This window comes from Lutibacter agarilyticus (assembly GCF_900188235.1).
Lineage (GTDB): Bacteria > Bacteroidota > Bacteroidia > Flavobacteriales > Flavobacteriaceae > Lutibacter > Lutibacter agarilyticus.
In genome coordinates this window covers 414,141-440,796 of sequence record NZ_FZNT01000002.1, presented here as the reverse complement: position 1 = coordinate 440,796, position 26,656 = coordinate 414,141, and the positions used below count along the sequence as shown (strand labels likewise).

The 26,656-nt window shown below is 31.2% G+C and carries 26 protein-coding genes; 6 read left to right on the top strand and 20 right to left on the bottom strand.

The window, feature by feature from the left end; translation table 11 throughout:
- Positions 1–47: 47 nt before the first annotated feature.
- Together trhA and CHB67_RS04665 are read right to left on the bottom strand one after the other, a co-directional pair.
- Positions 48–707 (bottom strand): PAQR family membrane homeostasis protein TrhA, encoded by a 660-nt coding sequence (trhA, locus tag CHB67_RS04670; RefSeq protein WP_089380577.1) that lies wholly within the window; start codon positions 705–707, stop codon positions 48–50.
- A gap of 25 nt (positions 708–732) precedes the next feature.
- Complete coding sequence (locus CHB67_RS04665; RefSeq protein WP_089380682.1) at positions 733–1,491, bottom strand: lysophospholipid acyltransferase family protein; 759 nt, start codon at positions 1,489–1,491, stop codon at positions 733–735.
- A gap of 84 nt (positions 1,492–1,575) precedes the next feature.
- Here CHB67_RS04665 and CHB67_RS04660 point away from each other — a divergent pair, with 84 nt between their 5' ends.
- From CHB67_RS04660 to CHB67_RS04650, 3 genes are all read left to right on the top strand, one after another.
- Positions 1,576–1,815, top strand: a complete 240-nt coding sequence (locus tag CHB67_RS04660) for a GlsB/YeaQ/YmgE family stress response membrane protein (protein ID WP_089380576.1) — start codon at positions 1,576–1,578, stop codon at positions 1,813–1,815.
- A 73-nt stretch (positions 1,816–1,888) separates the two neighbouring features.
- Positions 1,889–2,857, top strand: coding sequence for a tryptophan--tRNA ligase (gene trpS, locus CHB67_RS04655; RefSeq protein WP_089380575.1), 969 nt, complete (start codon positions 1,889–1,891; stop codon positions 2,855–2,857).
- 66 nt (positions 2,858–2,923) lie between these two features.
- On the top strand, positions 2,924–3,946 hold the full coding sequence (locus tag CHB67_RS04650; protein WP_089380574.1) for a DUF481 domain-containing protein: 1,023 nt from the start codon (positions 2,924–2,926) through the stop codon (positions 3,944–3,946).
- A 221-nt stretch (positions 3,947–4,167) separates the two neighbouring features.
- Here CHB67_RS04650 and CHB67_RS04645 read toward each other — a convergent pair whose 3' ends face one another.
- The 9 genes from CHB67_RS04645 to CHB67_RS04605 all read right to left on the bottom strand — a co-directional run bounded on the left by CHB67_RS04645 (position 4,168) and on the right by CHB67_RS04605 (position 13,515).
- Positions 4,168–4,644: a hypothetical protein gene (locus tag CHB67_RS04645; protein WP_089380573.1), complete on the bottom strand. Its 477-nt coding sequence runs from the start codon at positions 4,642–4,644 to the stop codon at positions 4,168–4,170.
- Positions 4,645–4,655: 11 nt separating this feature from the next.
- The gene (ccsA, locus tag CHB67_RS04640) at positions 4,656–5,459 is read right to left on the bottom strand and encodes a cytochrome c biogenesis protein CcsA (RefSeq protein WP_089380572.1); all 804 of its coding nucleotides are present in this window, start codon (positions 5,457–5,459) and stop codon (positions 4,656–4,658) included.
- On the bottom strand, positions 5,456–6,712 hold the full coding sequence (locus CHB67_RS04635) for a cytochrome c biogenesis protein ResB (RefSeq protein ID WP_089380571.1): 1,257 nt from the start codon (positions 6,710–6,712) through the stop codon (positions 5,456–5,458). Before CHB67_RS04635 ends, ccsA begins: the two co-directional genes overlap by 4 nt.
- Positions 6,713–6,918: 206 nt before the next feature.
- Entirely contained in the window at positions 6,919–8,409 is a 1,491-nt protein-coding gene (gene nrfA / locus CHB67_RS04630) for an ammonia-forming cytochrome c nitrite reductase (RefSeq protein WP_089380570.1), read from the bottom strand.
- Entirely contained in the window at positions 8,402–9,019 is a 618-nt protein-coding gene (gene nrfH / locus CHB67_RS04625; protein WP_089380569.1) for a cytochrome c nitrite reductase small subunit, read from the bottom strand. Before nrfH ends, nrfA begins: the two co-directional genes overlap by 8 nt.
- A gap of 11 nt (positions 9,020–9,030) precedes the next feature.
- Entirely contained in the window at positions 9,031–10,278 is a 1,248-nt protein-coding gene (locus tag CHB67_RS04620) for an alginate export family protein (RefSeq protein WP_089380568.1), read from the bottom strand.
- A 336-nt stretch (positions 10,279–10,614) separates the two neighbouring features.
- On the bottom strand, positions 10,615–11,652 hold the full coding sequence (locus CHB67_RS04615; RefSeq protein WP_089380567.1) for an aldo/keto reductase: 1,038 nt from the start codon (positions 11,650–11,652) through the stop codon (positions 10,615–10,617).
- A gap of 90 nt (positions 11,653–11,742) precedes the next feature.
- Positions 11,743–12,201, bottom strand: coding sequence for a large conductance mechanosensitive channel protein MscL (gene mscL, locus CHB67_RS04610; protein ID WP_089380566.1), 459 nt, complete (start codon positions 12,199–12,201; stop codon positions 11,743–11,745).
- Between the two features lie 126 nt (positions 12,202–12,327).
- Positions 12,328–13,515 (bottom strand): phosphoglycerate kinase, encoded by a 1,188-nt coding sequence (locus tag CHB67_RS04605; protein WP_089380565.1) that lies wholly within the window; start codon positions 13,513–13,515, stop codon positions 12,328–12,330.
- A gap of 252 nt (positions 13,516–13,767) precedes the next feature.
- On the opposite strand from CHB67_RS04605, the gene CHB67_RS04600 reads away from it, so the two are divergent.
- From CHB67_RS04600 to CHB67_RS04590, 3 genes are all read left to right on the top strand, one after another.
- Positions 13,768–14,910 (top strand): DNA polymerase III subunit, encoded by a 1,143-nt coding sequence (locus CHB67_RS04600; protein ID WP_089380564.1) that lies wholly within the window; start codon positions 13,768–13,770, stop codon positions 14,908–14,910.
- Between the two features lie 66 nt (positions 14,911–14,976).
- On the top strand, positions 14,977–15,306 hold the full coding sequence (locus CHB67_RS04595) for a hypothetical protein (RefSeq protein WP_089380563.1): 330 nt from the start codon (positions 14,977–14,979) through the stop codon (positions 15,304–15,306).
- 10 nt (positions 15,307–15,316) lie between these two features.
- Positions 15,317–15,844 carry a hypothetical protein gene (locus CHB67_RS04590; protein WP_089380562.1) on the top strand — a complete coding sequence of 176 codons (528 nt, stop codon included), beginning with the start codon at positions 15,317–15,319 and terminating at the stop codon, positions 15,842–15,844.
- Positions 15,845–16,032: 188 nt separating this feature from the next.
- Here CHB67_RS04590 and CHB67_RS04585 read toward each other — a convergent pair whose 3' ends face one another.
- The 9 genes from CHB67_RS04585 to CHB67_RS04545 form a co-directional block, all read right to left on the bottom strand.
- Positions 16,033–16,584, bottom strand: a complete 552-nt coding sequence (locus tag CHB67_RS04585; protein WP_089380561.1) for an OmpH family outer membrane protein — start codon at positions 16,582–16,584, stop codon at positions 16,033–16,035.
- 229 nt (positions 16,585–16,813) lie between these two features.
- Positions 16,814–17,674 (bottom strand): class I SAM-dependent methyltransferase, encoded by an 861-nt coding sequence (locus tag CHB67_RS04580; RefSeq protein WP_089380560.1) that lies wholly within the window; start codon positions 17,672–17,674, stop codon positions 16,814–16,816.
- 300 nt (positions 17,675–17,974) lie between these two features.
- Positions 17,975–19,846 (bottom strand): tRNA uridine-5-carboxymethylaminomethyl(34) synthesis enzyme MnmG, encoded by a 1,872-nt coding sequence (gene mnmG, locus CHB67_RS04575; RefSeq protein WP_089380559.1) that lies wholly within the window; start codon positions 19,844–19,846, stop codon positions 17,975–17,977.
- A gap of 34 nt (positions 19,847–19,880) precedes the next feature.
- Positions 19,881–20,294, bottom strand: coding sequence for an rRNA maturation RNase YbeY (gene ybeY / locus CHB67_RS04570; protein ID WP_089380558.1), 414 nt, complete (start codon positions 20,292–20,294; stop codon positions 19,881–19,883).
- A gap of 4 nt (positions 20,295–20,298) precedes the next feature.
- Entirely contained in the window at positions 20,299–23,592 is a 3,294-nt protein-coding gene (locus CHB67_RS04565; protein ID WP_141119678.1) for a DUF4175 family protein, read from the bottom strand.
- 47 nt (positions 23,593–23,639) lie between these two features.
- On the bottom strand, positions 23,640–24,284 hold the full coding sequence (locus CHB67_RS04560) for a response regulator transcription factor (protein WP_089380556.1): 645 nt from the start codon (positions 24,282–24,284) through the stop codon (positions 23,640–23,642).
- Between the two features lie 5 nt (positions 24,285–24,289).
- Positions 24,290–25,066: a sensor histidine kinase gene (locus CHB67_RS04555; protein ID WP_089380555.1), complete on the bottom strand. Its 777-nt coding sequence runs from the start codon at positions 25,064–25,066 to the stop codon at positions 24,290–24,292.
- A 6-nt stretch (positions 25,067–25,072) separates the two neighbouring features.
- The gene (locus CHB67_RS04550) at positions 25,073–25,702 is read right to left on the bottom strand and encodes a hypothetical protein (RefSeq protein ID WP_089380554.1); all 630 of its coding nucleotides are present in this window, start codon (positions 25,700–25,702) and stop codon (positions 25,073–25,075) included.
- A 105-nt stretch (positions 25,703–25,807) separates the two neighbouring features.
- On the bottom strand, positions 25,808–26,230 hold the full coding sequence (locus CHB67_RS04545; protein ID WP_089380553.1) for a hypothetical protein: 423 nt from the start codon (positions 26,228–26,230) through the stop codon (positions 25,808–25,810).
- Positions 26,231–26,656 lie beyond the last annotated feature (426 nt).

The window sequence follows — 26,656 nt, the reverse complement described above, 5'->3', positions numbered from 1 at the left end:
TTCATTGAAAATACTAAAAAACAAGGAGATAATTAAAAAAACGTTGTTTAATTTTTATGAATAGGCAATACGTAAAAAAATACGGCCATAAAGTGAGAGAAACTTCCTAATAATACAAAAATATGAAAAATGGCATGGTTGTATTTTATGCTTTTTATACTGTATAAAATAGCGCCAACTGTGTAAAAGAGTCCGCCAGCTAATAACCACAACAAACCTTCAATAGGAAAATTGTTGACCAAGGGTTTTATTGCAAAAACAATTAACCAACCCATTAAAACATAGGCTATGGTTGAAATTTTATCGTATTTACCGGTGTAATATAATTTGAAAATAACCCCAAAAATGGCCAACGCCCACGAAACTCCAAAAATGGTCCACCCAACCCAACCTTTTAAAACCACCAAGGTAAAAGGCGTATAAGTACCTGCTATTAAAATGTAAATTGCTGAATGATCAAAAATGTTTAATTTTTGACGTAAACTAGGCGTTTGAACATAATGATACATTGTTGATGCCGAATACAACACAATTAAACTAGCACCGTAAATTGAAAAACTTATTACATGCCAACTATTTCCATAATTAAGTGCATAAGCAACTAATAAAATTAAAGCGATTACACTTAAAATAAGGCCTATAAAATGAGAAACTACGTTTAATTTTTCCTCTTTTGGATCGTAATAAGTGATGTTCTTCTTTTTCATAATTGTTAAACAATGTTGAACCAAATTAATTACGTTGTTGTTGTAATTTCTCGTCGGAAATTAAATCGTTATAAAGTAAATTGAAAGTTTTGTTTTTTAACGCAGCGCACTCTTTTAAAGATAAACCTTCCGTATAAATAAATGCATGAATTTTGACTCTTAACTTCCCTGGGCTACCACTAAAAAAAGTGTATGAAAATCTTTTTTTACAATCGTAAAAACTAATTGGTACAATAGGAATTTGGTGCTCAATTGCCAATCTAAAAGCGCCTTTTTTAAACTCGTTCAACACTATAGATTCATCATCAGGAACTAGACCTTCAGGGAAAATACAAACATCCAATCCGTTGCTTAATCTTTTTCTTACTGCATCAAAAACAGCTGTTCTACTTTTACTGTTATTTCTATCTACAATAATACAGGTTCGTTTGTAAAAGAATCCAAAAATTGGAAGTTTAGTTAGTTCTTTTTTTCCAACAAAAACAAACGGATTTTTAGCTATTGAAAGCATAAGCATGATATCAATCATAGAAGTATGATTTGGGCAAAAAATATAGCTCTTATTATCATCTAATTTTTCCTCTTCAAACAAACTTACTTTAAAACCCATGACAAAAAGAATGGTATTTGCCCAAGCCTGTGTTATTTTAAAAAATACTGGATACAATTTATCTGATGATGTAACAACTAGTAATACAGGGAAAATTGGAATTATTGTAAACAATACCCAACCGTAAAACCAGCATCGCCAAACTATGTAAAAAATGAATTTAAAAATTTTCATAAGCATCAAATGTAAAAATTTAGCTGCACTTTTCGTTTTTATTTTGTTAATTTCATCGCATATTAACTTTTTACATGTAAAATTATGATTTACTCAATTATTATTGGAGGAATTGCAGGTTGGCTAGCCGGAACAATTATGAAAGGCGGCGGCTATGGTATTATTAAAAACATTTTATTGGGAATTATTGGTGGATTGGTAGGTAGTTGGATTTTTGGTTTTTTAGGGATTGTAATTTTAAATGGTACTTTTGGAGATTTATTAGAAGGCGTTATTGGTGCGGTAGTTATTTTAGCAATTGCAGGCGCTATTAAGAAAAAATAGATTTAAAGCGGTAATTGCCGCTTTTTTTATGCGGTTGAAATATGTACTTTTGCGGAAAGTAAACAACAATTAAATGGCAAGAATTTTAACCGGAGTACAAAGTACCGGAACACCACACTTAGGAAACTTATTAGGCGCAATTATACCAGCTATTGAAATGGCTAATAATCCTGCAAATGAATCATTTTTATTTATTGCTGATATGCACTCTTTAACCCAAATAAAAAACGGTGAAGAATTACGGGCAAATACGTATAGCACAGCCGCAACTTGGCTTGCTTTTGGCTTAGATGTGACTAAAACTGTTTTTTATAGACAAAGTGATATTCCTGAAACAACGGAACTTTCTTGGTATTTAAGTTGCTTTTTTCCTTACCAACGTTTGACTTTAGCACATAGTTTTAAAGACAAAGCAGATAGATTGGAAGATGTAAACGCAGGTTTATTTGGCTATCCAATGCTAATGGCTGCAGATATTTTATTATATGATGCTGAAGTTGTTCCTGTTGGAAAAGATCAATTACAACATTTAGAAATTACACGTGATGTTGCCAATCGTTTCAACCATCAAATGGGAGAAACCTTGGTTCCGCCAGAAGCAAAAATACAAGAAGGAACCATGTGGGTTCCAGGAACTGATGGAGGAAAAATGAGTAAATCGAGCGGAAATATTATCAATTTGTTTTTGCCAGACAAGCAATTGCGCAAACAAATAATGAAAATTCAAACAGATTCTACGCCGTTAGAAGACCCTAAAAACCCTGACACTTGTAACTTATTTGCCTTGTATAAATTATTAGCTTCGGTAGCACAAATTGCTGAAATGAGAGCAAATTATGAAGGTGGAAATTACGGCTACGGACACGCAAAACAAGCTTTTTATGAACTTTTAGTTGATAAATTCTCTGAAGAAAGAGCTCGTTATAACTATTTTATGGAAAACCTAGAAGAAATTGACAAAGCCTTAGCTATTGGTGCTACAAAAGCAAAAGCTGTTGCTGGTGAAGTACTTAAAAGAGTTCGTGAAAAGATTGGCTATTAATTTAATTTTTCCTTTTTAAAAGAAAAAATGTATTTTTAACAACGTAAATAGTTACGCTACAAAAATATGTTTAAAAAAATAACTGTTTCTCTTTTATTTTTAATGCTAAGTTTTTATGGGTTTTCTCAAAAAGATTCCATAAAATTGGCTAGTAACCAAATTTTAATTGGAGAAGTTAAAAGTATGGACCAAAGTGTGCTTGTTTTTAAAACTCCTTATAGCGATAGTGATTTTAAAATTAAGTGGTGGAAAGTAAAAGAAATTTATAGTAAAAGAGAATTTATTATGACTTTGACTGATGGAAGAAGATTTAATACTTCTATTCATTCTGATTCTATAAATACGAAAGATGTTATTTTAGTTCATCAAGGTAAAACCATAAAAACAAGTTTAAACAAAATTACTTCGCTAGATCCGTTTACTAGTGGTTCTTTTTTAAAACGAATAGAATTAGCATTTGACACCGGTTTTTCGCTCACAAAGGCCAACAATTTCAAACAGCTAACTATGAATGCCAAAATTAATTATAAAGCATCTAAATGGAATTTTTTAAACTCATTTCACTTGGTTTATAGTAGGCAAGACAATACCGATGATATTAGTAGGTATGAAGCTAACATAAATGTACAACGTTTTTTACTTAAAGATTGGTACTTGTCTGGTGCTATTGATTTATTATCTAATAGTGATCAACAATTAAAATTACGTACAACAGGAAGTTTAGGTGCTGGTTATTTTGTGACAAAAACCAATAATCTTTATTTTGGAACTGGAGCTGGTTTAGCTTTTAATAATGAATCTTATACGAGTTCAAGTGATAGTAAAAGCAGTTTAGAATCTTATTTTTCTGCGGAATTAAATAAATATGATATTGGTGATTTTAGTATTCTTACTTCCGCTACTTTATCACCCAGTTTAACTGAAAAAGGAAGGGTGCGTTTTGATTATAAATTTAACTTAAAATACGACATTACTTCTAGCATATATATAAAATCTGGTTTAACTTACAACTTTGACAATCAGCCCGTAACTGGTGCTACAAAAGGAGATTATACGTTTCAAACTACTTTAGGTTGGGATTATAATTAATTGTTTTTAGATATTATAAAATACACAGAAACTAAAATACAGTTTGTTTTGAAGCTGAAAAATTAAAAACCTAATTGGTTTAATTAACCTGTTAGGCTTGCTATTATTTTTTACGTTAAGGATGGAATGGCATGTTTGAGCTCTTTTTTAGTTTAAAATAAAACTAAAAAAAGCGAGTAATGACAGCCTGACCCGAAGGGAAACGCCCAAATAAAATGAATTTAAAAGAAAAACCATCCGTGGCAACCTGCAACTGCTCCTACAATGGTTATTAAGCTTAACAACAATAAAAACCAGTGTGCTCTGTGCATAATCTTAAAGGTTTTTTCGGGGTTTTGGTTTGCGTATTTTTTAAATAGTTTGTGTAATACAAAAGGTTCTAAAATGTATAAAACTACCGTAAAAAGTACCCATACAATTACCATAGCGTGAAACCACCAAAAACGAGGCTCTAAAAAGCGGTACCAAGCGTCCAATACATATACCATATAAAAACCAGTAATTGCGGTAATAAGTGTGGTTATTTTTGCTTGTATGGCAAATCTTCCTTCAATTTTTTCAAAGGTTTCTATTTGCTCTTCTTTTGATTTCATTTTTTTTACTGCCGGAATAATTACCGTTGTTACCATTGAAACACCGCCAATCCACAAAACAACTGCTACTACGTGTAAAACTCTTGCTAATGTAAAATATTCCATAAATATTGGTTTTAATATTGCGTATAGGTATGCACACTTGTATTGGCTACCGGTAAATAGTTTACGCCAAACCAACAAACTAGTAACACCACAAATGCCAATGCCAAAATAGTTAATGCTTGCTTGGTTTTATGACTGTGAAAATAGCGGTAATGAATGTAAATTAAATAGCCCATCCAAGTTAAAAATGCCCAAATTTCTTTTGGATCCCAGGTCCAATAATGCCCCCAAGCTTCTTTTGCCCATAAAGCACCAAAAAGCAACCCTAAGGTTAAAAAAGCAAAACCTATGTATACTAAATTGTCGGCAAGTTTTAAGCTTTCTATGTTGAAATTTCCTTTGTAACTATCATACCATCCTTTGATGGCAACAACGCTTGATGCGGTTAATACAGCATAAGAAAATAAATACACCAACACGTGTGGTATAAACCATGGACTTTGCAATGCGGGCATTAAGGTTTTTGAATAGGTTTCGGGATTTAAATAATTAATGGTTAAAAACATCGTTGCCATAAGTATGCTATAGGCTAAAAACCATTTGTATTTCCAACGAATGTAGGTTAAAAAACCAATTGCAGGTAAAAATGTAGCGTACCATAAACGGGTTTCACCCAAAGTTCGCATTGGAGGCCTGTCTAATTCTATCCATAATTTTATTACGAATGTAATTAGTACAGCCCAGCCTGCCATAAATAAAATGTGTGCTATTTTGGTGATGGCTTGCTTTTTATAAGAAATAAATAAAAATACAAGGCCTGTTATCCACAAAAATGCGGTTATTGAGCTATAAAAAGGAAAATCTATCCAAGTCATTCGTTTTCGTTTTTAGTTATTTTATTACCTACCCAAAACATATAAATAGCACCTGCAATCATCATAAAAATACCTAAATATATCAAAGGGAGCCACGGGTCTTTAACAAGCTCTAAAACGCTTAAATTACTCCATTTCCCCATTTTATCGTCGTAGCTTAGCTGGTATATTTTCCATCCTTTGTATTTGAATGCTTTATTTACTTCTAAAATGGTACTTATACGTTCGCCATCTTTTGTTAAAATATCAATATCTGAACTAAATTTCTTAGCCTCAGGTATGGTCATTACCATAGAATATGCTTCACTAATTTTTAAGGATTCGTATGGATATCTAAAACTTCCACTACTTATCCAAGCTTTTTGAATTGAATCGTTTTCAATATTTTTCACTGAAATGTAGGCTGCTGGTGGCGATCCCTGTTCATTTACTGGTTCGTAACGCATTCCAAAACGAATGGCATTTGGCAAATAATTTTCAATGGTTACTTCAAAGTTGTTAAAATAATAGGTTTCGCCTTTTTCAACTAGGTATAAATTTTTGCCATCGTTATGCGAAATACTTCCTGTGCTATTGTCAACCAACGCTAATTTAGGGTTGTATTCTTCAATTAAAAAGTCTTTTAAATAAAAGGCAAAAGGCAATTCAACTTCATTTCGTTCAGCATCAGTTGCAATCCAACTTGGTTTTCCTTCATACACATTTATTGATAATCGTTGCAAATCTCCCGAACCTAAAACACCTGCTGTAAGTGCTAAAAATAAACCTACATGATTTAAAACAAAACCAAAGTTATCCCATTTAAATTGTAATATTCTTTTGATTGAAACGAGTCCTAAACAGGTTAAAAATTGAAATAAAATTAATAGGAATGCCCAGTTGGTTGTGATATGATTTAACCCAAACTTATTAATAAAATTATTTGTTGAAGGAACTTGAGGCACGGTTCCCATAATCATAACCAAAATTGTAATTAATACAATACTTGAAATAGATGCAGGAACTTTTGTTAACCACCGAATAACTTGACTTGAAGTAAACCATTTATAGCAAATAAACAATACAATAATGTAACCCGCCAATGCAATTACATTATACGGATATTTTATTGTAAATATATTGCCGTTTGTTGTTACAAAAGCCTCAATTAAAAAGCCTGTAAGCATTAAACCAAACCCTATAAAAAAAGATTCAATATAACCCCAGGGATTTTCCCAAAGATTACGTTGAATGTTACTATTATTTTCACTCATGTTAGTTGGTAGTTAGGAATGGTTTTTTAGTTTTTAGTTTTTAATTGTTGGTGAGAATATGTGAAATATTGTAAATCCCTTATTATTTGGATTACCTAAAAGCGAATATACAATTTGATTTTTAATAGCTAAAAAAAATGAGTATTGAGATTTACTTTTCTCAATACTCATCTTTCAATATTCATATCTAATAATACGATTCTATGTTAGTAAGTTGCTTCTCTTTTTGCAGCAGCTTCTTTCCATTTTGGTAACAATTCTTCTTTGAATTTAGCTTTGTCGGCTTCTAATTTTTCTATAGGCAAACCTATAAACTCTTGCGCTGCAGCTTTTGTTTCAATATTTGGATAAGGAACATCACCTTTAAAACCTAATTCCATTAACAGTTTTGCTAATTTAATTCTGGTTTCTTGTGTAATATCAATTCCTTTACCAACAACTCTACCCAATTCAACAGGTGCATGGAACGAACCACCGTGTGATGCCGCTGCATAATCCCAACGCCATTGTCCTAAACGAATACCGTGTAAAATATCTTTCATTTGCGCTTCAGTAGCACCTAACTCCCAACATTTACCAGCTTCAACGTGAGCACGTACTAATAAACGCTCTAATTGATCACGGTTTTCAATAATACGATCTTGGTTATCAAATACATTTTTAATTAACTCATCTTTTTCTTCTCTATGACAAACCTGACAAGAATTAGCCACATTGTTTAAAGGAGATTGGATATGGTGATCTGTAAATTTTTGTCCACCTTCAGTTTTATAAGGCATATGGCAATCGGCACAAGAAACACCTCTTTGTCCGTGAATACCCATTTTGTAAACTTCGTACCCTGGATGTTGTGCTTTTAACATAGGCGCTTTACTAATGGCATGTGTCCAATCGCTAAATCCTATATTGTCGTAATATTTTTCCATATCTTCAACTTTTTGTCCATCATCCCAAGGAAAAACTAAGTAAGGAATTCCTTTTTTGTCTGGTAAATTTTTGTTGAAATAGTACTCAACGTGACATTGTGCACACACTAAAGAACGCATATCATTATGAGAAGACTCTGTAATATCTTTTCCTTGACGCTCAAAAGCTTCAATTAAAGCAGGTTGTGTAATGGTAAGACGCATTGATTTTTCATCATGACAGTTTGCACAGCCAATTGGGTTTACAATTTCCTCTCCTTTACCAGCCCATTTTCCTTTGTAATAAGCATCAACACCAATTTCATTAATTAAACGTGGAACATCAGGAGATTTACACGTCCAACAAGTTGCTGGCATTGGCCCATCATCTGGTCCTGTTGGTCCACCTGTTCTTAAGGTATTTCTAATATCATCAATAGCATATACGTGACCACGACCTTGATTGTAATCTTTTGCAAAACCATATCCCGCCCAAAGTACCACTAAACGTGGATCTTCTTCTAACATATCAATCATTGCACTTCCATTATATTTTGAACGAAATGTAGTATCGGCCGTTTTATAATACGATTGAAATTCACGTGGAAAGTTTTCGCCCCAAACTTCGTTTCTAGGTTCTAACTTGTTAATTTTCGTCATTGGAGTATATGCAAATTTTGCCTCCATTTTACGTTCTGTTATTGAAGAAACTAATAGCCCTAACAAAAACACAATTACTAAAGACGCTAAAAATAGCACCCAATTTTTCCAAGGTTTTCTTATATTACTCATCTTTTTTATCCTTTTTATTATCTGATTCTTTTAAATATGATTTTAACCAATCTGGTACTGTAGCATTGTGTTTTTCATCAATTTTTCCGTAATATTTTACTGAAGATAAACTGTGTATGCTTCCGTGTGGAACTTCTTGATGACAGCTCCAACATTTTCTGGTAGTTCTGTTTTCGTAATGATCTTCAACCAAACTTTCTGTTCTGGCATCTACAACTTGATCTCCATGACAACGAATACAGTTACTTTGAACCACTTTATCACCTGCTTCGTGCATTCTAATTACCTCTGGCTCGGTACGCGAGGTAAAAACTGAAGCATGATACAAGCCGTCTTTTGCTTTAAAAAAATACTTTTTAAATACATTGTCTTGCGGCACGTGACAGTCGTTACAACTTGCCCATTGGCGATGCGAGCTATTTTGCCAAGTGGTGTATTGCGGTGTCATTACATGACAGTTTGCACAGGTTTTTGGATCGTCAGACAAATAAGAAATTGCCTTAGACTCCACCATTGCATACATGCCTAACCCACAAATAGCACCCAATAAAATAATTACTGGTAACCGCCATTCTTTGGGGGGAATTAATGCTCGAAATAATTTTTTCATAGAATAAAAAATTAATTACTAAATAACGTAGGCTTAATGGTTAACATTAACCACGCCCAATTGTTTGAATTTCCGTCAAAATTATTTTTTAGATATTCCATTCCTTCTGAAGCAAACATTTGAGAATACCCTGCAGCTAGTGAAATATCTTTTGAAAGTTTATAGCCATACACTAAATCTAGCTCTGTACCCAACTGTTTTTCAACACCATTAGCAACTTCAGCGTAAGAAGTGAAGTTATGAATAAATAATGACAAATTAGATTTTTCACCCAAATTTGCAGAAATTTTTCCAAAAACATCAATTAAACCTGTACTGTTGAAATGGTTACCAACATAAAAATAATCCATAAAACCATTGAATTTATGATTGGTACCATAAAATGGAGAAAAGGCTTTATTTTTTGAAGCATCTCCATCAAAATCGTTACCTGATTGCATTTCAAAACCAAGGCCAAAACTCCATGTATTTGATGCTTTATAGCCTAAATCTAATCCAACTAAAAATGCATTTACATCTCTTTTTGCAACATCGTTTCCTGCTTGGTAGTATAGGTTTGCGACTGCATTTAAATTATCCGTAATTTTATATTTTAAATGAGAACCTAATGTTTGACTGTAACGAATTTCATTGTTAGCACTATCAACAACATCAATATATTGTAAACCGTTGTTTAGGAATAATAAACTTAACGCAAAATTATCCCATTTTTTATTGAACCAAGCATATTGCATTGCTTTATAACTACCTGCTGTTGTGTAGGTATTATCAAATAATGCTTCACCATCTTGATTAAATGCTAAACCTACATCTAATTTAAAGCTTTTACCAAAAGATAGTAAAAGTGCATCATGGCTTCTTGCTTGTTGTGCCCAACCTACATTACCAAACATACGATGATCATCGTACACTATTTCTTGTCGACCTGCTTTTAAAGACATTCCTTCAAAATTTACCAATCCCCAGGCTTCATGTATTGCTAGGCCATTTTTATCCGCGGTGTTTAATTGCTTTACATCACCCCAAACTCTAATGTCTTGAATACTTACATAAAATGTGTAAGTTTCAGTAGCAAATTTTGTATTTAAACGTACACGTTGTGAAGTAAATAATGCTGGGTCAGCGTCATTTGGTCTTAATGTTTTGAATCCATTTCTAAATTCGGTACGAGGTCTAAATTCTCCGCTTAGTGTAAATTGCGCTACCATTTTTGAAGAGACAAGTACTACAATTAGTAATAATAAGTGTTTAGTTTTCATTATTGTTTGATTTAGTTAATTTAAATACAAAAAAAGAACATTAAAATAATATATATTATGATTAATATCAGTTATTAAGATGTTTTTATCTTTTATTAAAAAGGGCCCTGATTAAACAACCATTAACCTTCTTTTTACATAAATTATGAATAAATAAAAACTAGCATTAAAAATAGTTTAATTATCTATTTATTAGGCGTTTGTGTTAAATATGGAACACTTCGACTGAGCTCAGTACCAGTTCTAAGTTTGAGCTCTTTTTATGTTTAAAAAACCTAAAAGAAGCGAATAATGACAGCCTGACCCAATGGGGAACGCCCAAATGTTTAGACTAAATTAAGGTGCCGGATTGGGTTGTAACGCTTGAATTTCATCAATCTTTAGCAATGTTTCTTCTGAAAGTTCCACGTGAATACTGCCAATGTTTTCTTTTAATTGCTCCAATGTTGTTGCTCCAATAATATTTCCTGTTAAAAAGGGTTGGTGGTTTATGAATGCTAAAGAAAGCTGGGTTAATGAAATGTTTAATTGAGTTGACAGATCCGAATATTTTTGCGTTAAAAAAGTACATTGTTCGCTATTATATCGACTATACTGTGGAAATAATTTAATCCTAGATTTTTCAGGTAATTGTCCGTTTAAATACTTACCTGTAAGTACACCAAACGCTAATGGAGAATAGGCTAATAAACCTACTTTTTCTCTCATGGATACTTCGGCCAAGTTAATTTCAAACAATCTGTTTAATAACGAATACGGATTTTGGATGGTTTTACAACGGGTTAAATTATGTTGCGTACTTTTACTTAAATGATGCATTACACCCCAAGAGCTTTCGTTAGAAACGCCATAGTGACGAATTTTACCTTGTTTTACCAATCCGTCTAAGGTTTCAATAACTTCGTTTACATTGTCTTCCCATTGTTCATTTGGGTTGTGCTTGTAGTTGCGTTGCCCAAACATTGGCACATTTCTATCTGGCCAATGCAGTTGGTACACATCTACATAATCGGTTTGTAAGCGTTGTAAACTGTTATCTAAAGCGTCTAAAATTGCAGGTTTTGAAAAGCCTAAATTATCACGTACATAACCAAAAAAATCGCTAGGTCCGGTTACTTTTGACGCTACAACTATGTTTTCTCTTTTTTGATGTTTTAACCAAGAACCAATACATTTTTCTGAATTTCCTTGGGTTTCTTTACTTGGAGGCACCGAATACATTTCGGCAGTATCAATAAAATTTACACCTTGTTCAACTGCATAGTTTAATTGTTCATGTGCTTCTTGTTCCGTATTTTGCTGACCAAAAGTCATAGTTCCTAAACAAATTTTACTAACTTTTATATTGGTATTTGGAATGTTTGAATATTTCATTTTTAATTTTATTTATGTTCAAATGTAAAAAAACTAAACAACTGATTAGTAATATAATTACAGTTTAGATATGTTTGTTCTCGTAGCGTTTTATTTTTTTTTGACTTCTTTTTGTTCAGCCATCTCAACTTGTTTTTCAAGAAGCTCGGTAATTCTATTTAACAGCTCAATATCTTTGGGCGTAGCAACTGTTTCATTTTTAGGATCTTGAGATTTATTACGTATGATATTCATAAACTTAACTACTAAAAAAACGGTAACTCCAATAATTAGAAAATCAACTAGTACTTCAAACAATTTTCCATATCCAATTGCTATTTCTTCGGGTTTTGCAATGCCATTTTCAATAACAGCTTCTCTTAAAATCCATCGCTTATTTTCCCAATTAGTTCCATTAGTTAAATAAGAAAGAGGTGGAAGAAAAACTTCTTTTATTAACACATCTACAACCTTATTAAATGCTGTTCCTATGATTACTCCAATCGCAATATCAATCATATTACCCTTAACTGCAAACTCTTTAAATTCTTTTAGTAAATTTAATTTCATGGTATACGTTTTTTAATGAATTTCTATATTGTAAAAAACCATTTTCTAAATACATAGAAAATGGTTTTTATATTATCATGAGATGCTGAAACAAGTTCAGCATGACGTTCTTTTTTAGGGTAAAGCTTATTTTAAAATAGCTTCAATTCCTGGTAACGTTTTACCTTCTAAGCTTTCTAACATTGCTCCACCACCGGTAGAAACATAACTTACTTTATCAGCAAAACCGAATTGTTTTACTGCTGCAACAGAATCTCCACCACCAACAAGTGAGAATGTTCCGTTTTTAGTTGCATTTGCAATAGAGTTTCCTAAAGCAATTGTACCAGCTGCAAAAGATTCCATTTCAAAAACACCTAAAGGACCATTCCAAAGAATGGTTTTAGATTCGTTTACTACTGCGTCAAATAATTCTCTTGATTTTGGTCCGGCGTCAAGTCCTTGCCAACCATCAGGAATATTGTTAATATCACAAACTTGTGTATTAGCATCGTTGCTAAAAGCATCAGCAGCAACAACATCAACAGGAATATGCACTTGCACCCCTTTTTCTTTTGCTTGTTTTAAAATTTCTAAAGCCAATTCTTGTTTGTCATCTTCACAAATAGAATCTCCAACGCTTCCGCCTTGTGCTTTAATAAATGTAAAACTCATTCCACCACCAATAATTAAGTGATCAACTTTGTCTAAAATATTTTCGATAACAGTAATTTTTGAAGATACTTTTGCACCTCCTAAAATTGCTAAAACTGGTTTTTCACCTTCTTCTAAAATCTTTTTTAAGCTTACAATTTCTTGTGCCAATAAACTTCCAAAACATTTATCTTCAGGAAAAAATTGTGCTACAATAGTTGTTGAAGCGTGTGCTCTGTGAGCTGTACCAAAAGCATCGTTTACATAAACATCACCTAATTTTGATAATTGTTCAGCAAAAGCAACATCTCCTGATTTTTCTTCAGGATGAAAACGTAAATTTTCTAATACCAATACCTCACCCATTTGTAGGTCTTGAGCAGCTTTTTCAGCTTCTTCTCCAACACAGTCTGAAGAAAATTTCACATCAACACCAATTATTTCAGAAACTTTTTCTGTAATATGTTTTAAAGAATATTTATCCTCAACTCCTTTTGGTCGTCCTAAATGCGACATTAAAACAACTGCACCACCGTCTTCTAATATTTTAATAATAGTTGGTTTTGCTGCTTGAATTCTTGTTGCATCTGTTACATTAAAATCTTCATCTAAAGGAACATTAAAATCTACACGAACTAAGGCTTTTTTACCTTTAAAATCTATGTCTTGTATTGTTTTCATTATATTTTATTTTGTTCTACAAATATAAATTAATTTCATAGAACGTTTACAGTTTTTTACGAAAGCGATTTCATGTACTATTCATAATATATTTTAAATACAACATACTAGTCCTCAATCAATAACCCTTTTAACTAACAATTATATAATGAATTATTATTTTTTGAAGAATTAACACTGAATTAAGTTTCATTAAAAATATTGAAAGCAGAAACAATCTAAAAAATTGAAAAATTGTTTACTTTCGCTTTAATGGAATTTTCGGATATTTTAGGGCAAGAACATTTAAAAAATCATTTAATGAAATCTACCGATAATGGTAGAGTTTCTCATGCGCAACTATTTATAGGAAAAGAAGGTGCTGGTGTGTTATCTATGGCAATTGCTTATGCGCAATATATTTTGTGCAGCACTAGCAACGATAAAGAAACTTGTGCAATAAAATGTTCTAAATTAATGCATCCCGATTTACATTTTGCGTTTCCTGTGGCTTCAAACGACAAAATTAAAAGCAAACCTGTAAGTAATAATTTTTTAGAAGAATGGCGCCAATTTGTTACCGATCATCCTTATGGAAATTTATTTGAGTGGTTGCAATCTATTGGTATTGAAAACAAACAAGGTCAAATAGGTGTTGATGAAGCTGAAGAAATTGTAAAAAGTTTAAAACTTAAAAGTTACGAAGGTGGTTATAAAATAATGATTATTTGGATGGCTGATAAAATGAACACTTCAGCTGCCAATAAATTATTAAAACTCTTAGAAGAACCACCTGAAAAAACAGTATTTATTTTAACTGCCGAAGATGAAGACCAGTTAATTACCACCATAAAATCACGGTGTCAAATATTACAATTTCCATTGCTTTCTGAAACTGATATTACAAAAGGCTTAGTAGCATTAGAAGGAACCGATCCGCCAATTGCTGCACAAATTGCGCACCAAGCCGACGGAAATTTTAACAAAGCATTACATTTATTACACAACGATAATTCAGACGAACAGTTTGAACAGTGGTTTATTGTTTGGGTACGAGCTGCCTTTAAAGCAAAAGGAAATGCTGCAGTAATTCAAGATTTAATTGAATGGAGCGAAACCATTGCTAAAAGCGGAAGAGAAACTCAAAAACGTTTTTTAAATTACTGTTTGCAATTTTTTAGACAAGCTTTATTGCTGAATTATAACGCTGAACCTTTGGTGTTTTTAGAACCAAAATCTCCTGGTTTTAAATTAGAAAATTTTGCACCTTTTATTCATAGTGGAAATATTATGGAAATAAATAAGGAATTAAACGACGCTATTTATCATATAGAACGAAACGGAAATCCTAAAATAATTTTACTGGATTTATCTATAAAATTAACACGATTACTTCATTCAAAAGAACAATCATAAATGTCACTTTTCAATCAAAATTCGGCTGCAATTCTCGTATTACTTTTTTTTATAATCACGTATTTTATGTCGGTTTTAGAAAAAATAAGTGACTGGAAAGGAACTGTAGCTTATTATTCCAATCATTTTAAAAATACAATTCTACATAAAATGATTTCTTTACTCTTGTTGCATATTGTGCTTTTTGAAATTGGAGCACTTATTTTTATTAGTTTAGGCTTGTATTTTTTAGTGATCGAAGACACAACTTTTATTGCAACTATTGGGATGGAAATTTCAGCACTTACATTATTACAATTTTTAGCTGGACAACGCATTGCGAAAGATTATCCTGGCGCAATGAACATTACGGTTTACTTTATATTGAACATTATAGGTATTTATTTACTAAATTAATATACTGATTATGAGAATTTTAGGAATTAGCTCGCGCATAAATCACCCAGAATTTGGTATGGGTGTTGTAACCAACGTAACCTCCAAACATTATTGGGTTACTTTTATTGAAAACGGCCTAGAAACTATTGATCTAAACAGTGAATTTGAAGTTATTGAAGCTGTTGAAGATGAAGTTGATACCATTAGCTTTTTTGAAGTTGAAACTACACTAAAAAATATGCTAAAACAATGGTCGGATATTTCAGAGGTCATTCCGATTGCTGATAAATGGAAAGGCGGAAAATTAATTTTAGAACCAAAAGACACCAATTTACAAAGCAAAGAAATTCCTATGGAAACCTTTTTTCATAAAATTGTAATGGTGCGCGATCGCGTTAGAGTTATGGAACAAAAAATAAACGCTAGTAAATTAGACGATCAAGACAAGGTAGATTTACAGCAATACATAACACGTATTTACGGTAGTTTAACCACATTTAATGTGTTGTTTAAAATAAAAGAACATCAATTTTCAGGAGCTAAATCTAAGTCATAAAAAAAGCTGTCTAAAAAGTAAAAATTTGGTCAACCTGAACTTGTTTCAGGTTCTCATAATGATTAATCATCAATATGGTGAGATTCTGAAACAAGTTCAGAATGACGGTTTTCAAACTACTTTTTAGACAGCTTTTTTATAGATTTCATTCTCGTGAAAACGAGGATCCAACTATAGTTGTTTTAATATTACTCTGCAGGAGTTTCTTCAACAACTTCTGCTGCCACCTCTTCTGCCGCATCAAAATCAGCATTTAAAATTGCTACTACATCACTTGTAATATTTAAGGCATCATCACCATACATTACGGTTCCATTTCCTTGAGTTCCTAAAACAATACCAAAACCTTTAGATTTAGAATAATCAGCAACAATACTATCAATTGTTTTAATTAAAACCTCACTTTTAGTAATGTTTTCTTGCTCTAACATTTGAGATGCTTGTTGTTGTTGACCTTGTAATTGTTGTCCTTCTTGTTGTAAAGCTTGTTCAGTTGTTTGTTTTTTTGAAGCAGACATACTTGGAGCATTTTTGTAATACTCTTGAACTTTAGTTTGAAAAGCAGCTTGTGAAGCTTGTAATTGTCCGGCTACTTGTTGTTGCTTCGCTGTCATTTCAGTTTCTAAAGCAATCATTGCTTTGTATTCGCTCATTACATCAGCAACATCAATATAAGCAATTTTGGTTTGACTACATGATACAAGCACAATAGCAACGACAACTAATAATAATTTTTTCATTTTTTAAATTTTAAGATTGAGATTTATTTTTTGGCGAATATAGTAACAAATATCAAAGCCGAAAGTAATAATTATCAGTATTACGTTTATTTATACTAAAAATCACAACAATAACTATCTTCTATTGAAAAAGGATTCAAATAAGCCGCGTGTGCGCTGTTATAAAAAAACGAATACATTCTATATACTCTACATCATTAAAACGCTTTAAAATACTTAAAAATGCTTTTTAGATGTTTTTTAGGATATAAATTAGAGAAGAATACTCTTTTGAACTCAAAGCTTTTAAATTTGATACAAAACCTATAAAAAAAGCTTTAATGAAATTTGATTTTCCTGTTTTATATTTTTCACTTAATAATGAAACATAAAAAGAGTCAAACTTCATTGGCAGCGTTGTTTCAACTTTCATATCAAATTCTGAAAATATCAACTGAATCGATTTTTTTGAAAAATGCCATAAATGTCTTGGTACATCAAAAGCAGCCCAAAATTGTTTGTAATAAACAGCATCGTAACTTTTATAATTGGGAACTGCAATTACCAAAACACCATTTGGTTTTAATAACGATTTTAATTTATAAATATAACTGTTTAAATCTGGCACATGTTCTAAAACATGCCATAAAGTAATTACATCAAATTGCTGTAAAGAAATATCTTGTAATTCTGAAACTATTTTAGGTGCATTGTTTTCATTTAATTTTGAAATGGCTAATTCTCGCGCATTTTTATTTGGCTCTACCCCTACTACATTCCAACCATTATTTTTACACGTTAATAAAAATTCACCTGTACCACAACCAACATCCAATACCTTTTTTTCTTCTGTTTGAAAAGAATTAAGCAGGTTTAATTTATTCTTTAAAGCAACCCTTTTTATAGTTTGATACAATTTATCTGTAAGTGTTTCTTTTGAATCTGTATGTGAAATATAATCTGAACTTTCGTAATACGATGCTAATTCTTCTCCTGTTGGTTTAGGAAAAGTTTCTAACATGCTGTATTGCGCATTGTACAATAAATCAAATTTTTGATTTGAAACTGTATAATCTTCACAAGTTACATAAGGGTGTTTTTCTGAATTCATTTAAAAAAATAGCTTTAATTAATTACGAATTATTGAACGCTTTTACTCTTTAATATTTTCATCATTTTTTTGTCTATAATTTAAACTCTTCTCGATACTGTTTTGCTAATTATTTACCTCTTTCAATTTATAATTCTCTTTGCAAAACCACTCGAAGAGACGAACGTTTAACACTCCTTTTTTATTGCTAATAACATTGTTTTGGATTCCTGCCTCCGCAGGAATGACATTGTAATTTCAATAATACGCTGTTCAACTTTTAAATTAAAAATCACATGTTCCACGTGGAACACATAAAACTTATCGCCCCATATACACTAACAAAACAGAAATATCACTTGGTGAAACTCCACTAATTCTACTTGCCTGTGAAATAGTAATTGGCTTAATCTTGGTTAATTTCTGACGCGCTTCAATAGACAACGAAGCGACTTTATGATAATCAAAATTAGGTGGAATAGATACATTTTCTAAACGATTTAATTTATCCGCTTGATTCTTTTCTTTCTCTATATATCCCGCATATTTTACATGCACTTCAGTCTGTTCTATAATTTCATTATCTATATTTTCCACCAAAATAAATTCAGCAACAGAAGGTATTCTTTGCAAGTCTTGAAAGTTCAATTGAGGACGTGCTGCAATTTTAAACATCTTCATAGACTGTGTAACAGGCGCCGTTTTGTTGTCTTCTAAAATAGGATTTATCACCTCAGGCTTTACACTAGTCTCAATTAAAAACTTCACGAATAAATCTGTTTTACGTTGTTTTTCTATCACACGATCCATACGTTCTTTTGACGCTAAACCAATCTCAAACGACAAAGGTGTCAATCTTAAATCAGCATTATCTTGACGCAATAAAGTTCTATATTCAGCACGTGACGTAAACATTCTATATGGCTCTTCAGTTCCTTTTGTGATTAAATCATCAATCAAAACTCCAATATAAGCTTCATTTCTTTTCAATATAAAAGGGGCTCTATTTTGAATTTTTAACGCAGCATTGATACCCGCCATTAAACCTTGTGCAGCTGCTTCTTCATAACCAGTTGTTCCGTTAATTTGACCAGCAAAATACAATCCTTTAATCAATTTGGTTTCTAGCGTATGCTGTAATTGTGTAGGTGGAAAAAAGTCGTATTCAATAGCATAACCATATCTGAAAAATTTCACGTTTTCAAAACCCGCAACTTTACGTAATGCTTTATCCTGAACATCTTCAGGCAACGAAGTTGAAAAACCATTTACATACACCTCAACAGTATTCCAACCTTCTGGTTCAACAAAAATTTGATGCCTTTCTTTAGATGCAAAACGATCAATTTTATCTTCAATAGAAGGACAGTATCTAGGTCCAATACTTTGTATTCTGCCATTAAACATTGGAGAACGATCAAAGCCTGTTCTGAGTAAATCATGCACTTCTAAAGAAGTATAACTCATATAACAAGAACGTTGATTAGCCAACGGTTTTGTACTTGACAAATAAGAAAACTTTTCAGGATTATCATCGCCTGGTTGTTCAATCATTTTAGAATAATCTAACGATCTTCCGTCAACTCTTGGAGGTGTACCTGTTTTCATTCTACCCGCTTCAAAACCAACTTTTACCAAATCTTCAGTAACCCCTACAGAAGCACTTTCACCCGCTCTACCTCCACCAAAAGTTTTATCTCCAATATGGATTAAACCATTTAAAAAAGTACCTGCGGTAATGATAACAGCCTTCGCTTTAATATCAATTCCTAAGGTAGTTTTCACACCAACAATTTTATCACCATCAAACAACAAACCCTTTACCATATCCTGAAAGAAATCCACATTCTCAGTATGCTCTAACATATTTCTCCAAGTTTCAGCAAAACGCATACGGTCACTCTGAGCTCTTGGACTCCACATGGCAGGACCTTTAGATTTGTTCAACATTTTAAATTGAATAGCAGTTTCATCGGTAACAATACCACTATAACCACCAAGCGCATCAATCTCTCGAACTATTTGCCCTTTTGCAATTCCACCCATTGCAGGGTTACAACTCATTTGCGCAATGTTTTGCAAACTCATTGTTATTAATAATGTTTTTGCACCCATATTAGCACTTGCTGCAGCAGCTTCGCTACCCGCATGACCACCACCAACAACTATAACATCATAAACAGTATTAAACATAAATAAACATATTGTGTTCCACGTGGAACGTTAATTAAGAAATTATCAACTTTAAACATTTGTCTTCTTCTGCACGCATTGTAGCTTTTTCGTCATCAGACTTATCTTTAAAACCACAATAATGCAAAATACCGTGAATCATCACCCTATTTAATTCATTTTCAAATGATTGATTTAAATTTAAAGCATTTTCAAGTACTCTTTCAACAGAAATGAAAATATCACCACTAATTAACTTCCCTAATGTATAATCAAAGCTAATAATATCAGTTAAAGTATCGTGCCCTAGAAACTCTATATTTAATTTTAGCAAATATTCGTCATCACAAAGAATGTAATTAATTTCTCCTTCTGTAAAACCATAAGACTGAATACAGTTAGAAATCCAAGCTACTGTGTCTTTTTCATCTTCTAATTTATAGTCTATTTCGTAATTAAATTGAATCATAATATTATTGAACAGTTTTAAAATACTCCTGTACTTTCTTTTTATAAATAGTGCGCAAAGGTAATGATTGTCTGTTTAATATTTCATTATAATTAAAATACTGATTTTGAAGTTTTAATTTTTGAATAGCACGTTGTTCAAAAGTTTGAATATTTGTTTCAGATTTTCGTTCTTTTTCCTCCCCTTGTTTTAATTCGGCATCCTCTAATTTTAAAAGTTCATACTGTAATTGCAGCATTTTATCTGCAATATTTTTTGTAAAACCTTGCTCTAGCATTTCTTTTTCCAAATCTTGCATTTGCTTTAAAACATCATCACTTCCGCCTTTAGAACCTCCTTTTTTATCGCCAAGCATTTCCTCCAAAGCTTGCCTTAACTTTGCCTGCTCTTTGTATATTTCATATAATTCACCATTCATTTCCTCACCCATTCCTTCACTACTTTCACCTAGTTTTATTCCATTTTCTCCAGGGTTGTTATCACCTGGTTTATTACCTTTTTCAGAACCTTTCTTCATTTGATCAGATAATTCACCTTGCTTCTTAATAATATCAGGCAACACAAAACCAGGCTTAGAACCTTTACCCTTACCCTTCCCCATACTTGCAGAAGCATTCATTAAACTCTCTAACAAATCACTTAATTGATTTGCCAGAATATTTACTGAAGTTAATGCGAAATGTTGATTGGAAATTCCTTGTTCAAACCTATTGTCAGAAAAATTTTCTAGAGAACTATCCATACTGTAATGCACATTAGAAACCTCTTTCTGAATACTCACCCCCATAGTTACCAAACGCAAAGACAGAACATACAAACTATCATCAATATGTTCAAAATATTCTTTTAATATATATTGTTCTTTAATGCTCTCGGGAAATGTTGCGTTATTTAAATCACTTCCAGAAAAACGATCCATTAGTGTTTCTTGATGAAAAGAAAACTCAATTAAATTTTCTACAATTTTACGTAAATCTTCAATATTTTCATCTATCATTTCACCTTCCATTTGCATCATAGAAGACTCCATAGATTTGCCTAATTTTTGCATGTTTTTTGAAGCTTTTTTCTGACTTTTTTTAGCGTTACTATTATTATTTTGCTTCAACTCACCCAAAGCCTTTTCCAAATCTTCTGAAATTTCATTAAGTTTATCTTCATCATTAGGAATATCCATAGGACGTTTTAAATCGTCATTCATTTCATTCAACTCTTCAAACTCTTTTCTAATACCCTCAAATTGTTTATTAATCTCCTGTTGCTTTTCTGGTGAATTAAGCGCTTCAGTTTCATTAGAAAGTTGCTCCTCTTCTTTTCCTAAATCTTTTAATTTTTTAGAAATTTGATTTGCTTTTTGCTCAACGTAAAACCGCTTAGTTAATTCCAAAATTCGTTCTAAACTTTGTTCGTTTCGTTTATTTTTTTTGGCAATATCTTTTAATTTATCAACCAAATCCTCTTTTTCAATTTTTTCGGTTAGCTTATTTAATTCATCCAATAATTTTTCTTGTTTGGCGAGTTGTTTGGTTTCTTCAATTCTTTTTTGAAGTGCTTGCTTTTTCTCAACTAAATCTTCACCTACTTTTTTATCCTTTAAATTTTCTTGAAGCTGTTCGGTTTGATTTTCAAACATTTCTTGATATTGATTTTGACGCTTTACAAACTCTTCTAACTTTTTTGTATCATTCCAATTGATATCAGCTTTTTGCTGTAATTCATTTTGAAACTTTTTTAATTCAGAATTTTCTCTTTTTGACTTTTCAAGAGATTTAGAAATACTATTAATGGTTGCTTTTTGCTCTTTCAACAAGGCAATATTTTCTTCTTTTTCTGTCTTTGTATAATAACTAAATTTTTGACTTTTAGATTTTTTACTTCCATTAATACGATCATTATCAAACACTTCAAAATAAAACTCATACTCCACACCTTCATCTAATTGAATTTCTTCAGGAAAAACATAATAAAAGTCTGTAAATAAGCTTTTAACAATATTTATTTGATGTGTTTTATGTGATTTTGGGTGGTTTTTATCATAATACACTAATTGCAATTTTTCAACTCCGTAATCGTCGCTTAATTGCCCTACAAATTGAACTGGTCCACGTGTAATGGAATCAATATCTGACTTAACCAAAATAGTTGGCAATTCATCTGGAATTACTTCCACCGAAAAAGCCAATGATTCATGATTTTTTAATTGACTGTTTGAGGTATTGATTTTATAGTGCTCAGTTTTAAAAATTCGCTTACTAAAACTAAAATAATCGTTGGTTGATTTATTGAAGTTAATTACAGCATCTTTTGTAATAAATGAAACTTGATTTGTTTGGTGAGTATTTATTTGCCAATCTATTTTTGTTCCCTGCGGAACAATTGCATTTCCCGTATTTTTTATGACTTCATTAGTTTTACCTGTATAAGCTGGGTAATTTAAAACCATAGTTAAATTGGTAATTACAGGTGTGGCAATTGCATTAATTTTATAAGCATTAGAAACAACGCCATTTGCTTCAATATAAAAAAAGAAGGATTGATTAATGCTTGAAAATGTATGTTGAAATTTTCCAAACCCTAAGTTTTCCAAATAATAATTTTCATTGTTGAAATATATTTTAGCATCGCTAGGAATTACATCACCAACTGTTTGAACTTCTAACGTAAAAGGCTGTCCTTCTATCACATCAAAAGATGCGTTTAACACCTGAAAAGAAAATGGAGCAGGTGGTTGGTATTGCTGTTGATAATGAACCACTCTTGAAAAACTTTCGTTAAAAATGGTAGTATTACCCGAAACATACACAAACAACCAAATAACAACAGGTATTAAAGCATATTTAATGTATTTTTTATTGGTTGAAAAATCAACAGCGCGTTTAAACGGAATTAGTTTTAACTCACTGGATTTCTGCTCAATACTAGCTTCTATTAATTCAGAATCGCACTTATTATTCCGTAACTGAATCATATTCAATAACTTATCCTTAACCTCAGGAAAATGATTTCCAATTATTTTAGAAGCTTCAATATCATTAATTCCTTTTTGAAAACCCCATAATTTAAAAATGGGTAACAAAATATAAAAAACAACTAAAGCTACTTCAACACTAATAAACAATAAAAATAAAATGGTTCGGGCGGTAGGTTTTAGCCAAAAAAAGTGTTCAACAAGCAGTGTAAACATAAAATACAACAACCCAATTGAAAAAAACAATAAAACACCCTTAATCAATTCATTAACATAATATTTACGAATGAATTGATGAAGTTTTTTTTGTATAAATGTATAATTACTCAAGTTGTTATTTTTATAGCCATAGAACGGTTAAAAATAACGAAAATTGATTACAGTATAACTATCTTTTGCTTTATTGCGTATAAAACTAGTCCGATACGTGTTTTTGCTTCTAATTTTTCAAATAAAGCTTCTCTATAATTTTCAACAGTTTTAGGACTTAAAAACATTTTTTCGGCAATTTGTTTATACGTTAATTCTGAACAAGTTAATTTCAAAAATTCTAATTCACGATCTTTTAAAACAATATTAGATTTATTAAGACCCAAAGTATTGGCATTAAGTAAAGTACTTGTAACATTTTCGGTATAATAAAAACCGTTGGTATGTACTTCATTAATGGCATGTTTTAAAACCGAAGGATGAATATCTTTTAACAAATATCCTTTAGCACCAGCGCGTAACATTGCTAAAATTGTTTCTTCTTCACATTCCATAGAAAGTGCAATTACTTTCATAGTAGGTCTGTTATTTTTTAACCAATTGGCAGCCTCAATACCATTCATAATAGGCATTTGAATATCCATTAAAATAACATCGGGTTCAGGATTGTTGTTTTTAAAATAATCAACTACTTCAGCGCCATCATTTAGTACTTTAATAACGTTAAACTCATCAAATTTAGACACCAAACTATTTAGTGCCTGAGAAAATAACATATGATCGTCTACTATTATTACATCTATTTTTTTCATTGGTATTATTTTGGGCAATTAATATATAATTTAGTTCCGCTATTGATATCTGATTTTAATTCAATGGTTGCACCTATCAACTCTCCTCTGTTCTTCATATTAGTCAAACCAATTCCCTTGTGTTTTGAAGTATCATTCACATCAAAACCAACACCATCATCTTCGGCTACAATAAATACGTTGTCTTTATAATAATTAAATACTATGTTCAAATTTTTAGCTTTAGAATACTTTAAGGTGTTATTGCAAAATTCTTGTAAGATTCGGAATAAAATAATTTCTTTTTCATTGTTTAAATCGTAATAATCTTCAGAAACTTCAATAGAAGCATTTATAAAGTTTAAACGATTGAAACGCTCAATTTCTTGTGTTATTGAAGTTAGTAAGCCTTTGTTTTTTATAGTTTCAGGATTTAAAGATTTTGCCAAACCTCTAAGTTCTTGTAAACTTTTTCCAATAAGATCTCCTGTTTCCTGAATACCTTCTTGATTTTCTTCGGGCAAGGAAAATTGCACCATATTCAATTGCATTTTAGCTGTAGAAAGTAACTGACCAACATTGTCATGAATTTCCCAACTTATATTTTGCAATGCTTGCTCCTGAATTTCTAACCTAGATTTGTTAATTTCTTCTTGAAAACGCTTTTGAGTTTCGCGTTGTTTTATTAAATAAGCGGTCTTTTTTTGTTGAAAATAGAAAAAGAAAACAATTAGTGTGATAGCCAATATTAGAACAATAATGGTGGTTACAAAAACCAATAGTTGTATTTCAGTTTGTTCCATAAATTACTAATTACATTCCTTTTTACTTACTATAAAACCGGTGATAAAGCAAAAACTCATAATTATATTTAACGTTAAAATGATATAACTAAATATACCTCTATAAGCTATAAATTCAGCAATAATTATTATTGGAATAAAGCCAATATTAAACAACAAAACACCTATAGCTATCCAAAAGACTAATGTTTTCTGAATTTCTAATATTTCATCTCTATTTATTAATTCAATAAAAAATAACATTACTGAGATTACAACAAATAAACTACCAATTATCATTATATTAATAAGTCCCTGTGTTATAAAATTTTCAATAAAAATAATATCGATAGAGACTATAATTATGTAAATAACCAATAGCCATTTCAAAAGGTTACCCTTAAAAGTGCCCTTCATTAAGTACAAAAAGAAAATCATATAAAATAAGTGGTTTACTATATGCCACAGATTATATATATAAAAGGTATTTATACCTAAAATACGTCCACAATAGTTTCCAATTACCTCTGTAAAAAAAGAATAAATTAAAAACCCTAAAAAAAACATTAAGGCTACATCTTGTTTAAATTTATGATAATAAACAAATCCGACTGATATTGTAATAAAATAAATTAAAGGATATATATATAACCACATAAGTAATTTTAAAAGTAAAGTTTGTTGAAATTCATCCCAAAAGCGTTACCTACAAAATGAACCAGAAGGAAAAGCCAATATAAAGAGTTTTTTGAAAAATGTTTATTACTGAGGATAAATTGCACTTGGAGGTTGACCTAAACCACCTGAATTCATGCCATCAATATCCGTAATATCAGATGGTGCTTCAATTCTTGTCAATCCATCTTTTTGTAGCGCACCTACTTTAGCTTGTGTTGGCACTAAAAATACGGTTGACAATCCTTTTTTCTCTTTATTTTTTTCATTATTGCTATACGATCCAAAATAAATTCTTAAACCGTTTACATTAATGTCTTTTTCTTTACCTTGATCTTCAACATAGGCAATGTATTCTTTTAATTCGTCTAATGAAAACCAAGAGGAAATAGCATCTTTCTCTTTAGGTTTACCTGTTTCTTTTTCAACAATTTTATCAAGTGCTTTACCTTTAATTTTTATAAAATTTTCATTTAATTTTTTTGCTTCTTCTGAAGTAATTATTTTCATAAATAGTTATTTTTTAATGATGGCTAAAGTTAAACTTTTATTATAAGCTATAAAAAATAAAAAAGGGGAAATATCCCCCCAAATAAGTAGGGTTTTACCTTATCCTAAAATTGGATGCTTTCTTACCTTTACACTTTATAAATTTCATCATTATGACACTAAAAAAAATTCTTTATTTTAAAAACATTAAATTACTAATTATAGGTTTAATACTCGCTGTGTTATTTATTTTAAATTTATTTGTACTTAATAAAGTAATGTCAAACTCACCACAAGAAACTCAAATAGAGAGAACCAATAGAGTTTTTCATTAAAAACACTAGTTGTCCCCAAAACATAACCTTTTTAATATGAAAGGACACTAAAATCGAAATTGGGCAGATTTTAAAAGGTTGTAATAAATTACAACCTTTTTTTGCGTTAAAA

Coding starts and splice junctions, on each gene's coding strand:
- CHB67_RS04605 (WP_089380565.1), bottom strand. CDS start 13,515: ATGAAAACAATACAAGACATAGATTTTAAAGGTAAAAAAGCCTTAGTT.
- CHB67_RS04580 (WP_089380560.1), bottom strand. CDS start 17,674: ATGAATTCAGAAAAACACCCTTATGTAACTTGTGAAGATTATACAGTT.
- CHB67_RS04590 (WP_089380562.1), top strand. CDS start 15,317: ATGAGAATTTTAGGAATTAGCTCGCGCATAAATCACCCAGAATTTGGT.
- mnmG (WP_089380559.1), bottom strand. CDS start 19,846: ATGTTTAATACTGTTTATGATGTTATAGTTGTTGGTGGTGGTCATGCG.
- CHB67_RS04595 (WP_089380563.1), top strand. CDS start 14,977: ATGTCGGTTTTAGAAAAAATAAGTGACTGGAAAGGAACTGTAGCTTAT.
- CHB67_RS04645 (WP_089380573.1), bottom strand. CDS start 4,644: ATGGAATATTTTACATTAGCAAGAGTTTTACACGTAGTAGCAGTTGTT.
- CHB67_RS04585 (WP_089380561.1), bottom strand. CDS start 16,584: ATGAAAAAATTATTATTAGTTGTCGTTGCTATTGTGCTTGTATCATGT.
- CHB67_RS04620 (WP_089380568.1), bottom strand. CDS start 10,278: ATGAAAACTAAACACTTATTATTACTAATTGTAGTACTTGTCTCTTCA.
- CHB67_RS04600 (WP_089380564.1), top strand. CDS start 13,768: ATGGAATTTTCGGATATTTTAGGGCAAGAACATTTAAAAAATCATTTA.
- ccsA (WP_089380572.1), bottom strand. CDS start 5,459: ATGACTTGGATAGATTTTCCTTTTTATAGCTCAATAACCGCATTTTTG.
- mscL (WP_089380566.1), bottom strand. CDS start 12,201: ATGAAATTAAATTTACTAAAAGAATTTAAAGAGTTTGCAGTTAAGGGT.
- CHB67_RS04635 (WP_089380571.1), bottom strand. CDS start 6,712: ATGAGTGAAAATAATAGTAACATTCAACGTAATCTTTGGGAAAATCCC.
- CHB67_RS04545 (WP_089380553.1), bottom strand. CDS start 26,230: ATGAAAATAATTACTTCAGAAGAAGCAAAAAAATTAAATGAAAATTTT.
- nrfA (WP_089380570.1), bottom strand. CDS start 8,409: ATGAGTAATATAAGAAAACCTTGGAAAAATTGGGTGCTATTTTTAGCG.
- CHB67_RS04665 (WP_089380682.1), bottom strand. CDS start 1,491: ATGAAAATTTTTAAATTCATTTTTTACATAGTTTGGCGATGCTGGTTT.
- CHB67_RS04560 (WP_089380556.1), bottom strand. CDS start 24,284: ATGAAAAAAATAGATGTAATAATAGTAGACGATCATATGTTATTTTCT.
- CHB67_RS04650 (WP_089380574.1), top strand. CDS start 2,924: ATGTTTAAAAAAATAACTGTTTCTCTTTTATTTTTAATGCTAAGTTTT.
- trpS (WP_089380575.1), top strand. CDS start 1,889: ATGGCAAGAATTTTAACCGGAGTACAAAGTACCGGAACACCACACTTA.
- CHB67_RS04615 (WP_089380567.1), bottom strand. CDS start 11,652: ATGAAATATTCAAACATTCCAAATACCAATATAAAAGTTAGTAAAATT.
- CHB67_RS04555 (WP_089380555.1), bottom strand. CDS start 25,066: ATGGAACAAACTGAAATACAACTATTGGTTTTTGTAACCACCATTATT.
- ybeY (WP_089380558.1), bottom strand. CDS start 20,294: ATGATTCAATTTAATTACGAAATAGACTATAAATTAGAAGATGAAAAA.
- CHB67_RS04550 (WP_089380554.1), bottom strand. CDS start 25,702: ATGTGGTTATATATATATCCTTTAATTTATTTTATTACAATATCAGTC.
- trhA (WP_089380577.1), bottom strand. CDS start 707: ATGAAAAAGAAGAACATCACTTATTACGATCCAAAAGAGGAAAAATTA.
- nrfH (WP_089380569.1), bottom strand. CDS start 9,019: ATGAAAAAATTATTTCGAGCATTAATTCCCCCCAAAGAATGGCGGTTA.
- CHB67_RS04660 (WP_089380576.1), top strand. CDS start 1,576: ATGATTTACTCAATTATTATTGGAGGAATTGCAGGTTGGCTAGCCGGA.